Source organism: Nostoc sp. FACHB-888 (genome assembly GCF_014696655.1).
In the GTDB taxonomy this organism is placed as follows: Bacteria; Cyanobacteriota; Cyanobacteriia; order Cyanobacteriales; family Nostocaceae; genus Nostoc.
This window is the reverse complement of the sequence record NZ_JACJQM010000012.1, coordinates 54,229-66,075: the sequence shown is the minus strand read 5'-3', so window position 1 is coordinate 66,075 and position 11,847 is coordinate 54,229. Positions and strand designations below refer to the sequence as shown.

Sequence of the window (11,847 nt, the reverse complement as noted above, 5' to 3'; positions counted from 1 at the left end):
CTCTCACCGTCTATTGAAGGGGCTACACCATTGCGCTTACATTCCACAAAGGTCACAAATTGTCTAGGATTATCAGGAGAAGGAGCGGAACATAGTAATGCTGGGGCTTATTGAGCATACGGGTTGATTTCGCAAACCGAGTCGTGAATCATAAGGCAATTGTAGCTGTGGTTTTACGAGGTGTGGACATATCATTGTTACAGAATTGGCGAATTGGCGATTTTTTAGCCATCAGCCTTTGTTAAACTAATTTTCACCGAGTAAAGGCTTTAAATAATGCTTAGAGCATTATCTAACTGTTTTTTGTTGCCATAATCTTGGCTGTACTTCATACCATACTTTTTATCCTTTAGTTCTTGATCATTAAATTAAGAGCCAAGTCAAGTATATAGAACAATTTCTCAAAGTTGATATTGTGAAGATAAACAATGGTAATTTTAGTTATCCTCGTTAACACCCTCATTTCGCTGATACTACTCTATCTGGCTTGGCGGATGTGGCAGATCAAGCAGCAGCTAGCATACATAGCAGATCAGTTTACCGCCTATGAAAATTGTACCCATGTAGCACTTAATAAAGCGCCTGAAAATATTTATATCAGCCACGATAATATTTATAAATTACGGCAAAAAAATCAAGTACTACAAATGCAAATCCAACAAGTGCGGCAAATTATCAGTCTACTTTTGCTAGGACAGCAAATCTGGCAGCGTTATTTTCGTAGGCTAGATTTAACATCCGGGAAAAAAACTGTTGCAAAATGAGTTATGTCAAGTTCACATGAACATTTATAATTAGGGCTGACATAGAGACGCGGTGACACGGGGCGGACGAAACGCTGTGAGTTTTGAATTATAAGTAATTAATGGTTTTAATTAATGAATAAAAGCAACATTTTTGGCTTAAATTTTGTCACGATAGATTAACTGAATAAAATCGGTGGAGTCTTACAAGGAGAGAAAACCCACTTAAAATGGGTGTAAGGAGAGAAACAACAAGATGTCTAATAACCGTTCTGGAGTATTTTTTGGCGGTTTGATGCTGGGAGCTACCATCGGTGCTTTAACCGGATTGCTTGCGGCTCCTCGCACAGGGCGCGAAACGCGTAAAATTTTGAAAAAATCTGCCAGTGCTATCCCAGAATTGGCAGAAGATTTATCAACGAGTGTGCAAATCCAGGCAGATCGTTTATCTGCTAGCGCATTACGAAATTGGGATGAGACTTTAGATAGGTTACGGGAAGCGATCGCAGCAGGTGTAGATGCCAGCCAACGAGAAAGCCAAGTCTTGAAGCGGCAAACATCTGTTGAAGACTCAGATTCTCTTCCCCAGCAATTAGAACGCTCATAAATGATATTACCGTGATTGACCCCCTGTTTTGGTTGGGACTTTCTTTACTCTTAGTCGCCACAAGTTTGACTGCGGTTCTAGTGGCGGCAATACCAGCTTTGCAGGAGTTAGCACGCGCGGCTCGTAGTGCAGAAAAGCTATTTGATACACTCTCGCGGGAGTTACCGCCCACTCTAGAAGCTATCCGTGTGACTGGTTTGGAAATTACTGACTTAACTGATGATGTCAGTGAAGGTGTAAAAAGTGCTAATCAAGTTGTGAAACAAGTTGATCAAAGTCTTGATAGTGCCAAAAAACAGGCTCAAAATCTGCAAGTAGGTACACGCAGCGTCTTGATTGGCGCGAAAGCTGCTTGGAGGAACTTCACGCGCCAAAAACCCACGAGGCGAACAGGCGATCGCTTGCCAAGCAATGAAAAACCACCACTAACGTTGCGAGAACGAGAAGTACTCAAGCAAGAAAATCGCCGGAGCAAAGCAGAAGTGTACCGCACTAATGACGGTTACAACGACGCTGCCAGCTGGGAAAACAATTTTGATGATGAAGATTGACCAAAAAAAGGGCATGGGGCATTGCTAATCTTCCTTGTTGCTGTGTCAAAACGTACTATTTCATTAGCTTAAAAAAAAGTGATTTTTTTGTTTATGGATAAACTTTGGCATTGTATTTGGCAATTTGGGAAAATAGGTGAAGCATATTTTAATGAAGCCGTCTTTCTAGGAGAAATGTGCTTGTTCCCAAATTTCTGTTATGAACCAAGTACTATGATAGATACGAATATCTTCTAAAAATTCTGTCAAGCGAGCCAGATTATTTTCCTTGCGTTGGGATTTTTCCATCATGAATGTCAGTTCACCCTGGACAATTACGCAAGTGGCAATGTTATTTTCTCCAACTTCATTCACGCGACGGATAACATTTGGCTCACCTAAAATAATGGCACTACAATGATTTGTATCAAGTAAATGCATTATTAAAATAGGTTTTCGTCATCAAATTTAGCTTGACCACGGGTAGCATATACTGCTTGAAGGCATTCTTCAAAGTCGTTACCTTCCCAAGTGCTGGCGTGTCGAAGAATAGAACGCCCGGAAGCAGGACGGTATGTAAGTTGCTCTTTCTCACTAGAAGTTTCTCTAGAATCGCTTAGAGGGATAGGTTCAAGCTGACCTAATTCCAACTCCTTTTTTGTATAGTTAACCTTAATAGAACGTATCAAATCGAGTGCTTCTGTTAGCAACTCCGGCGGTAAATTTTCTATTTCTTGGATTAATAATTCTTTGTTAGTCATCTCTCACCTCTAATCATTCATTTTTTATTGTATGGGGAACTTCGCTATGGCTTAGTCAATTTTGAGTTGTTAATTTTTTCTGATGATAATGATAATAAAAAAGCAACCATAGGCATGAAATGTATAACTAATAAGCCTCTATCCATCCACGATTATCATTGTTATTAAAAGATATTGAGTATTTTGACTGATTGACAAAATGCGCCTTATCTCTGTATATCACGAATACTACTCCCAATTCCCACTCCCCAAAAACGCTTTGCTTTGATCCCTTAGATTAGAGTAAAGTAAACAAGTGTAAAGAAGTATCACTTTTCCACTACTCTTTTAAAACAACTTGTTCGCTTTTACCGTTGATATTTGTATAAAAACGTTCATGCAATCTTGTTTTTGGCGACGAATTCTGGTATCTATTGCAGTATTTTTTCTGGCTGGGTCAATTTGGGTGATGCATTCTCCCCCAGCACTGGCTTATGACAATCCTGAGTTACTCCCTAGCACTTTTACCCCAGTTGTAGACTTAGCAAAATCTCTTCCTGTCCTCCAAGAAGAAAAGCTTGTCAAAGATTTAGAACAGTTTGAAGCCGATACGGGCTGGAAATTGCGAGTATTAACTCAATATGACCGCACCCCAGGTCGGGCAGTCATAAAATATTGGGGTTTGGATGACAAAAGCATTTTACTAGTTGCCGATTCTCGTGGCGGTAACATCCTCAGTTTTAGCGTCGGCGATGCTGTTTATGAACTTTTACCCCGAACTTTCTGGATAGAACTGCAAACCCGCTTCGGTAATTTGTTCTTTGTCCGCGAACAAGGCGAAGACCAAGCCATTCTGCAAGCCTTAGAATCAGTGAAAGGCTGTTTACTTAAGGGTGGTTGCAATGTTGTCCCCGGACTGCCACGAGAGCAGTGGATTCTCACCTTGATTACCTCAGTTATTGGTGGGATAATTTGTGGATTTGCAGCTCAACCCCGCGAGAAAGGACAAATTTTCGCTTGGCAATGGGCTTTAATTTTCTCACCTTTGTGGGGAATCTTGTTTATTGCCTTTGGCATTGGGCCAGTGGTAACACGTACAAGCGACTGGCTACCTTTAGTTCGCAATATCTCTGGGTTTCTTATTGGCGTGTTGGTTGCCTACCTATCTCCTGTTTTTAGTCGGCCTTCTTCCAGTAATGAGTTATGAGTGCTGAGTTATGTTAGCAGTAGCGGGGCATTGAGCCAATGCTGAGTTATGAGTTTTTAATTAACTCCTAACTCTTAACTCCTAACTCCCTGAAGCTGATAAGCTGAAAGCTAATATTTGAGAACCTCAACGAAGATGGAATGGCACGTAACTGATGCTCAAAGTTTAGCAATCATTGATGGTGAAATTGAAAATCATGTCTTTTCACCCGCAGAGTATGAGATTGTGCGTCGGGTAATATACTCTACAGCTGATTTTGAGTATAAGTCTTTGGTTCGTTTCTCTGAGCGTGCCTTGCAAGCAGGGGCAGCAGCGCTAGCCGCGCGTACCACGATTGTGGTAGATGTTCCAATGGTACAAGTAGGTATTGCCTACGAGATTCAAAACACCTTTGCTAATCCGGTGTATTGCAGCATGGACGCACTAACACGCCCTCAAAAAGAAAAAACTCGGGCAGCATGGGGAATAGAAACCTTAGCAAAGCGTTATCCAGAGGGCATTTTTGTAGTTGGTCAAGCGCAAACAGCACTAACAGCACTGTTGGATTTAATTGAAGCGGAGGAAATTAGACCTGCTTTGATAATTGCAACTCCAGTCGGATTTGTTAATGTTGATGAAGCAAAGGGGCGCTTACAAGACTCTCTAGTGCCTCACATTACAATTGACAGCCGCAAAGGTAATGCAGTTGTAGCTGCTGCGATCGTTGATGGATTGGTAGATTTAGCTTGGCAAGCCTATGGACAAGATGGAAATCGGGGAAGTTAAAAACGTCGGCTCTATGGACTTTCTATGGCAAATACTATTTTAAAATTATTGAAGATCCAGATATTTTTATTAATCAGTGCCGAGCAAGGAACCTGGATTATCTCGTTTGTAAATCTTTTGATTAGTGACTAGTTTACTCTTCCACGCTACGACGCCGTCGGCGCGGCCTTTGCTTTTGTTGTTTGTCTTCACGCAAGCGGCGACTAACTTCGTTAAAGAAATCTCGCCGTAAATAAGGATAATCGCTAACCCACAGATCACTACTAGGAAAATATATATCGCTGAATTCTTCAATACTGCTCAAATCTGGGCGATTTGACATAACTACCATTTCTGCAATTTGACCACGAGTAATAACTTTGTAGGCAGAACGTAATGGTGCTACAAACTCAATGCTAAATCCTGTTTCATCACCCACCTCTAAGTTAATCTGTTTTTCTCGGTTTTCTACAATCACCAATTCGCCTTTGTTGTTGACTGTTTCGGTTTTACCTACCAACTGGTCTGTAATCCACCAATCTAGCACTCGACCACGGAAAAAGCCGCCGTACTTATAACGGCGGCATTGTAAATTCCGCATACTTGCTTGAAAGATCGGATACCACAACCAAAAAAAAGCGCTAATTATCCCTAGCACAAGTTCTATTGAAGCAAACTCAAGCCTGAAAACGACTGTTACAAGCAAAATGACAACTACCGCAACTACGGAAATTAACAGCCGTTGCAAAAAATTTGAGAACTTCCCCCAGTAGTACTTGTACTGCAAACCAGTGGCAATTAGAGGGACAACTTGTTCAAGTTTTTGGCGAGTCAGAGGTACTAACATGAGTGGTGAGTAATGAATGCCCAATAGTGTGTTTAAAGTATCTTTTCTAATCCATATACTAACGACTTTAGCGCTAAGACTTTACGAATTGCTAGTAGCACTCCTGGCATATAACAAGCGCGATCGCTCGTATCATGTCGTAAAGTATAAATCTGTCCTGCTGCGCCAAAAATAACTTCTTGATGAGCAATCAATCCTGGCAAGCGCACGCTATGAATTCTAATCCCTTCATCTGCGATACTACCTCTAGCTCCTGGTAATTTCTCTGTTTCTTCTACAATAGCAGGGTTAAAAGTTTTACCGAATTCTCCAAGTAACTGCGCCGTTTGAATGGCAGTACCACTGGGAGCATCAGCTTTTTGGTTGTGATGCAGTTCAATAATTTCTACATGATCAAAATACTTGGAGGCTGCGACTGCGGCTTGTTGCAATAGCACCATACCAATGGAAAAGTTAGGAATAATTAGACAACCAGTGCTAGCTTTGTCAGCAAAGTCTGCCAAGTCTTGAATTTGTTCTGGACTTAACCCAGTGGTGCCGATTACAGGACGAATACCGTAAGCGATCGCACTACGAATATTGTCATAAACTGAATCGGGATGAGTAAAGTCTACAATCACCCCTGGAGGAGATTGTCTGTCGCCAGCTACATACCCCAACATCGGTTCTAATTGATTGGTAATTGGCACTTCTAGGGGTTCGCTTAAACCCGCCAATTCTCCAGCGTCTTTATCTTGATGTTCCAAACTGTGGTCAATTGCACCCACTAGGTTTAAGTCAGGCGCTTGCGCCACTGCCTTAATCACCTCACGGCCCATTTTACCAGCAGCACCGTTGACAATAACCGGGATAGGAGCTTGATTCGTCATAGGTCGAGAAATACTTTTTGTAGCCAACAAAGGAATTGTAAAGACTTTGGTGATCTAGTCGCTAGCTTTTCTAATCTCTGGCTTAATTCCGACCACCCTGATTTATGCAGCTAATTGCTCAGTTTTTCTACTCCCCAAAGCAGATCGGTTCTCATTTTCATCCCACTATCTTAGCTAGTAACCCGTTTTATTCTCCCTACTTCATTCACCACATCTCCAAAAACAATTCCACACTATCCCTGTTGAAGAAGGCAGGAGGCAGGAGGCAGAGGGCAGAAGGTTTTGTTTAGAAGGGGATTCTGATCCCTCCTAAAACTTGAGCCACCAAATTGAAAATTTGATGGGGGTCTTATACCCAAGTTCTCTTGGTCACGGGCAGAGAGCAGAAAACAGTATTCCTTCTGCCTCCTGCCTTGTCTACGACACGCTGCGCGATCTGCCCTCTGCCTTTCTTGATAAGTAGGTCTTATAACGGCTATCAGCCTTTTTCTGTCAAGTCCAGTTGACTATTTGTAATATTGTTGTTATATTTATTTACATAACTTAGCAAAAACCAAACTCAACTATCTAACTGGTGTTAGCTAAGAAAAGCAGATTTCGATATAGCTATCTCTCATCGACATTTAGACTTCTCCCATCTGCCTCGGCTATCAAGTCGGGGTTTTTTGTGTTCTCGTTGAACTCTCCAGAGTTGTTGTTTGAAGTGATCGGTTAGGTTTGAGAGAAAGTCGCATACGGCATGATCAATCTAATGAGTACAATAGCGATCGCGCCCTTTTTGTTTGGCATTGTACAGTGCTTTATCGGCTGAAGCGATGAGTGTATCTGGCTTGATGTCGCAAGTGGGTATAACAGAAGTAATACCCAAACTCAGTGTGACGATATTTTTAATATCAGACTGTGCATGGGGAATGGCCTGATTTTGAATCGCTTGTTGAATACTTTGTGCTACTTTGATCGCTTCTACTAAATCTGTATTGGGGAGGAGTACCAAAAATTCTTCTCCTCCGTAACGTGCTACTAGATCAGCAGGACGATGATGAAGGATCTGTTGCATTGTTTGCGCTATCTTGATTAGGCAATCATCACCTTTAAGATGACCATAGTAGTCATTGTAAAGTTTGAATTTATCAACATCAAATAAAATCAATGACAAGGGTTGTTGTTCTCGTGCAAGGCGTTTCCATTCTGCTTGCAGTCGTTCATCGAAGCAGCGACGGTTAGCCACCTGAGTCAAACCATCTAGATTTACTAGTTGTTCTAATTTCTGATTTGCATTTTCTGCTTTTTCTTTAGCAATTACTAACTCTGCTGTTCTCTCTTGTACCCGTTGTTCCAAAGTTTCAAAAGATGTTTGTAACTGAAGTGCCATGTTATTAAACGATTTCGCCAGTTGACCTATTTCGTCTTTTGAGCTAATTTTGGCGCGGATATCTAAGTTACCTGCGGTAAACTGGAAAACTATATTGGTCAGGTAAATTATTGGCTTTGTTAGCAGTTGTCCAATGACACAAGCGATGAATGTCACTACTGAAGCGATAATTGCAAATAGCAACATTGTGTCGTGAATTTGCTTTTCTACAGGTGCTAGGGCAACAGCAAGGGGCTGTGCGAACAACACAGACCAAGGTTTATATTTTAAACGAGCGATCGCAATCATATTGACCTGATTACCTGTTGCTTCCAAAGATGCAATTAAATAGGACTGTTCATTATCTAATGCTTGCTTAAGTTTTGACTCATTACTTGCCAATTGTTTAATAGGAGAATTAGGTAAATACTCTTTTCTTTGTAGTTGAGTTAGAACATCTAACGACAGAGGCACAATTGATTTAAAAAGTAGTTGTGGTGCAGTGCTATGTGCCAAATAAATATTATTTTCATCTAAAAGAATAGCAAAAGATTTTGCCCCAGCCCTTTCAGTTTGTCGAGTTACTAACTGGTGGACAACAGTAGCATTGTATGAAACACGTAATACACCTAATATATCTCCCTTGGCATTGCGAACCGGACTACTAAAAAAGAGGGTAACAAGGCCGGGAATTTTCGGCGATTGCTTCATGCTAGAAACAAAGGATAATCCAGTTTGCAGTGGTTCTTTAAAATAGTCTTGAACTGATTCATCTTGGCTAATGTTCGATGTATATGTATCCAATACATTTTTTCCGTTTAAGTCGAGCAAAGCATAGGAGAGAATATTGAGCATATCTTTGCGGCTGAGACGGATTAATGTTTCTGTAGCCAATTGCATTTCGGGGCTGTCATCTCGCTGTTTTGGAGTTAGGCTGAGGTAGCGTGCCAAACCTGGTAAAATCGCCTCTACACGCACAGCATTGAGATTTCCATCAATAAAAGCATCTATTCTGTTACTAGTTTCGTTAGCCGCCGCAGATAGGGCTTGTTGAGCGTTCTCAGTTAGTGCTTTTTCAGTTGTCTGTTTGTTGATAAATGCCAATAACAGCAACGGAATCAAAGCAACAATGAGAAACGAGGCGATCAACTTTGTACGGATACTGCCCAAAGGAGAGTACTGCATAGCTTTAAACTAGGAGGCAGAATTCAAGAAAGAAGAATTAAACAAACTATTTAGCTCAGGAATGCGCGTCACGTTTCCAGAACGAATAAAAAAGTCTGCATATATCTTCGCAGTTTTGTAGATAGAGTTGGGGTTGCTAGATTGAAATAATTTTTGATTTTCACCTAAATCACTTAGGTTTACTCCTTCCAGAGAGAGTGTATTGCTAGGAATTTTTAACGCTTTACTGATGATCGCGTTTCCTTCCTGAACATTTGCTTTCCAGTAGGTCGAGGCTTGCAGCCATCCTTGCACAAATGCACGAATATCTTCGGGGCGATCGCGGATTACATCATTACGAAAGATAATCATATCTAAAACTAAGCCAGGAGTTTGTTTGCTGGTAAATAGGATATGTCCCCCTAATTTAATAGCTTCAGAAAGATGAGGTTCCCAAGTATGTCCAGCTTGAATAACATTATTGCTCAGGTATTGAGGAATTTCTAAAGCCTCTAATTTAACCAAGTTAACATCATCGCTAGTTAAGTTAGCAGCTTTCAACATCTCAGCCATGAAAACTTCGCTAAAACCGCCTAGATTTGTACCCAGCTTTTTCCCTTTCAAGTCAGCGACGGTTTTAATTTGTGATTGGGCAACTACTACATCTGCCCCTATTGATTCATCTATAATGATCACGCCTTGTATATCGGGATTTGTGGCAGTCAAAATTATAAGACTTCCCAAGGACGATGTAATACCATCATATTTACCCGCACTGAAATTTGCTCTTTCCAATTGGGTGTATCGTTTATAAATTAGTTCCACATCTACCCCTTGGGCTTTAAAAAATCCTTTTTTTTGAGCAATTATGCCTGGATACTCACCAATAAAAGATCCAAATACCACTCTTAAGGGAGGGCGTTTCAATTTAGTTGGCGCTGAAGCATAACAAGCAAATAGCAAACAGGCAGTAATGAGAAAAATTCCAATGTATCTAAGTAGTTTAAACCTAGAATATTTTGCCAATGACATAACCGTAACTTTGAGTTTTGTATTCAGGGATAATTAGTGAATATCGCTCTTTTATCGTCTAAATAAGATAATAGTAAAAGCTATGTAGGCGCTGTATTTGAGAAAATAGACCCCTTGCAAAAGTCCTTACGACCTCAACCCTCGCCAAGAATCCTACTGTGTATATACAAGTCCACCTTGAGCGAGTTTCCAGATAATAAAAATGGATTGACAAAGAGGCAAGGGGGATAATTTCACACCGCTTCTTCAGTAAGGTGATACACCAGAGAGTATTTGTCAACATTTAATGCCTCATCCGAAGCGTCCCTGTTGATGGGAGAATAATAACGAGAAATGATGCAAGCTTGGTGTTGTCTCCAGCCCAAAGGAATCTTTAGAAATGTGGAAACGAATTGTATTAATTTTGCTACTGGTGTTGAATTTCAGCCTGAGTAATTCTGCTGTAGCGGCTGCGGCTGGACTCAAAAGCTTTGTAGACTCTGATGATGGCTATCAGTTTTTATATCCTAACGGCTGGCTGCAAGTTAAAGTTGCCAATGGGCCAGATGTGGTTTTCCACGATTTGATTGAGGTGTCTGAAAATGTTTCTGTTGTGATTAGCCCAGTTCCAGAAGGCAAAACTTTGTCAGAATTGGGAACGCCAACAGAAGTAGGATATAAATTGGGAAAAGCTGCTCTTGCGCCTCCTGAATCTGGTCGTTCGGCTGAATTAGTCAATGCTGCACAGCGAGAAGTAGACGGAAAAACATACTACCTTTTAGAGTATGAGGTTAAACTCCCTAATCAACAGCAACGACATAACATCGCCAGCGTCGCTGTTAGCCGTGGTAAACTTTTTACCCTCAATGCCTCAATTCCTGAAAAACGTTGGCAGAAAGTTAAACGAATGATTGATGAGGTTGTAAATTCTTTTTCTGTTTATTAATTGAGGAGTAGCGAGTAGAGGAGGCAGGGGAAGAAGAACTATTAATTATTGATTAATACCCAATACCCAATTACGAAGTTTTTCTGAAATCTCATGAAAATTCCACCTTTTGTACTTGCTTCAGCTTCCCCAGCCCGACGCCGCCTGCTGCAAACTGTTGGTATTGAACCGATAGTTCGAGCAAGTGATTTTGATGAGTCGCAAATTGAATTAAGTGAACCAGCAGAATTGGTTAAAACTCTTGCCCAGTACAAGGCGGAAACTGTAGCCCCACAGTTTGAATCGGCTTTGATTATGGGTTGTGATTCGGTTCTGTCCATGAATAATGAAATTTACGGCAAACCAGCAGACTTCTCTGAAGCGATCGCACGTTGGCAGATAATGCAAGGTAACTTCGGCGACTTGTACACGGGCCATGTCTTAATTGACCGTCAGCAAAATCGCACTATAGTCAAGTCTCAAGTTACAAGAGTTTACTTTGCTCAAATGAGCGATCACGCCATTAAAGCTTATGTTGCCACAGGTGAACCCCTCAAGTGTGCTGGAGCCTTTGCAATTGAAGGTTTTGGTAGTTTCTTCGTAGAAAAAATCGAAGGCTGTCATACCAATGTAATAGGACTCAGTTTACCCCTGTTACGGCATATGCTCGCAGAACTGGGATACGATGCCACAGATTTCTGGCAATAGTCTTTCAACCCAAGTAATTGACCAATGACCAATGACTAATAACTAAATTGTCTAATATTGAGTATTGCTTCGCCATGATCTGGAATCCAGGCTAGCCACTCATCTGCTGAAACCGGACACAATAAAAGTGCTTCGTCAAAACTAAAGGGGTTGGGAAGTTGCAAAAGCTTCACCCAATTAGAAGCTCTTAACTGCTGCAAACCTTCCAGATTCTGTCTTCTTGGTTGCACAGCAAAATCTGGTCTACGAGAATCTAGTTTCATGGCTTTTTATTAGCCTTTACCAATGGGCTAATCTAAAATTAATTCTGTAACCTAGACTACAAAATAAATAATCCTTCTGAAAAGCATCTGTCTTATAAATTTACGTTGGCTGAGTGCAAGTGTTTGCTTATATTGCAG

At 41.0% G+C, this 11,847-nt stretch carries 14 protein-coding genes; 7 read left to right on the top strand and 7 right to left on the bottom strand.

What is annotated here, in order from left to right:
- The first annotated feature begins 428 nt into the window (after window positions 1–428).
- The 3 genes from H6G26_RS10140 to H6G26_RS10130 all read left to right on the top strand — a co-directional run bounded on the left by H6G26_RS10140 (window position 429) and on the right by H6G26_RS10130 (window position 1,901).
- Window positions 429–764: a hypothetical protein gene (locus tag H6G26_RS10140; RefSeq protein WP_190729127.1), complete on the top strand. Its 336-nt coding sequence runs from the start codon at window positions 429–431 to the stop codon at window positions 762–764.
- A gap of 235 nt (window positions 765–999) precedes the next feature.
- Window positions 1,000–1,350, top strand: a complete 351-nt coding sequence (locus tag H6G26_RS10135) for a YtxH domain-containing protein (RefSeq protein ID WP_190729126.1) — start codon at window positions 1,000–1,002, stop codon at window positions 1,348–1,350.
- An 11-nt stretch (window positions 1,351–1,361) separates the two neighbouring features.
- Complete coding sequence (locus tag H6G26_RS10130) at window positions 1,362–1,901, top strand: DUF948 domain-containing protein (RefSeq protein ID WP_190729125.1); 540 nt, start codon at window positions 1,362–1,364, stop codon at window positions 1,899–1,901.
- Between the two features lie 165 nt (window positions 1,902–2,066).
- On the opposite strand, the gene H6G26_RS10125 is transcribed toward H6G26_RS10130, so the two are convergent.
- Window positions 2,067–2,321, bottom strand: coding sequence for a type II toxin-antitoxin system VapC family toxin (locus H6G26_RS10125; RefSeq protein WP_190729124.1), 255 nt, complete (start codon window positions 2,319–2,321; stop codon window positions 2,067–2,069).
- A gap of 2 nt (window positions 2,322–2,323) precedes the next feature.
- Window positions 2,324–2,641, bottom strand: coding sequence for a DUF2281 domain-containing protein (locus tag H6G26_RS10120; RefSeq protein ID WP_190729123.1), 318 nt, complete (start codon window positions 2,639–2,641; stop codon window positions 2,324–2,326).
- A 376-nt stretch (window positions 2,642–3,017) separates the two neighbouring features.
- Between H6G26_RS10120 and H6G26_RS10115 the strand changes: the two genes are divergently transcribed.
- Window positions 3,018–3,827: a TPM domain-containing protein gene (locus H6G26_RS10115; protein ID WP_190729122.1), complete on the top strand. Its 810-nt coding sequence runs from the start codon at window positions 3,018–3,020 to the stop codon at window positions 3,825–3,827.
- Between the two features lie 135 nt (window positions 3,828–3,962).
- Window positions 3,963–4,592 (top strand): precorrin-8X methylmutase, encoded by a 630-nt coding sequence (locus tag H6G26_RS10110; protein WP_190729198.1) that lies wholly within the window; start codon window positions 3,963–3,965, stop codon window positions 4,590–4,592.
- A 133-nt stretch (window positions 4,593–4,725) separates the two neighbouring features.
- On the opposite strand, the gene H6G26_RS10105 is transcribed toward H6G26_RS10110, so the two are convergent.
- From H6G26_RS10105 to H6G26_RS10090, 4 genes are all read right to left on the bottom strand, one after another.
- A complete protein-coding gene (locus tag H6G26_RS10105; RefSeq protein WP_190729121.1) occupies window positions 4,726–5,418 on the bottom strand; it encodes a phosphate ABC transporter permease in 693 nt (230 codons plus the stop codon).
- A gap of 32 nt (window positions 5,419–5,450) precedes the next feature.
- Window positions 5,451–6,287, bottom strand: coding sequence for a 4-hydroxy-tetrahydrodipicolinate reductase (dapB, locus tag H6G26_RS10100; protein ID WP_190729120.1), 837 nt, complete (start codon window positions 6,285–6,287; stop codon window positions 5,451–5,453).
- A 748-nt stretch (window positions 6,288–7,035) separates the two neighbouring features.
- The gene (locus H6G26_RS10095; RefSeq protein ID WP_190729119.1) at window positions 7,036–8,823 is read right to left on the bottom strand and encodes a diguanylate cyclase; all 1,788 of its coding nucleotides are present in this window, start codon (window positions 8,821–8,823) and stop codon (window positions 7,036–7,038) included.
- A gap of 9 nt (window positions 8,824–8,832) precedes the next feature.
- Window positions 8,833–9,834 (bottom strand): ABC transporter substrate-binding protein, encoded by a 1,002-nt coding sequence (locus H6G26_RS10090; protein ID WP_190729118.1) that lies wholly within the window; start codon window positions 9,832–9,834, stop codon window positions 8,833–8,835.
- A gap of 379 nt (window positions 9,835–10,213) precedes the next feature.
- Between H6G26_RS10090 and psbP the strand changes: the two genes are divergently transcribed.
- The gene (gene psbP, locus H6G26_RS10085) at window positions 10,214–10,759 is read left to right on the top strand and encodes a photosystem II reaction center PsbP (RefSeq protein WP_190729117.1); all 546 of its coding nucleotides are present in this window, start codon (window positions 10,214–10,216) and stop codon (window positions 10,757–10,759) included.
- A 93-nt stretch (window positions 10,760–10,852) separates the two neighbouring features.
- Window positions 10,853–11,446: a nucleoside triphosphate pyrophosphatase gene (locus tag H6G26_RS10080; RefSeq protein ID WP_190729116.1), complete on the top strand. Its 594-nt coding sequence runs from the start codon at window positions 10,853–10,855 to the stop codon at window positions 11,444–11,446.
- A gap of 35 nt (window positions 11,447–11,481) precedes the next feature.
- On the opposite strand, the gene H6G26_RS10075 is transcribed toward H6G26_RS10080, so the two are convergent.
- Window positions 11,482–11,709 (bottom strand): hypothetical protein, encoded by a 228-nt coding sequence (locus H6G26_RS10075; protein WP_190729115.1) that lies wholly within the window; start codon window positions 11,707–11,709, stop codon window positions 11,482–11,484.
- Window positions 11,710–11,847 lie beyond the last annotated feature (138 nt).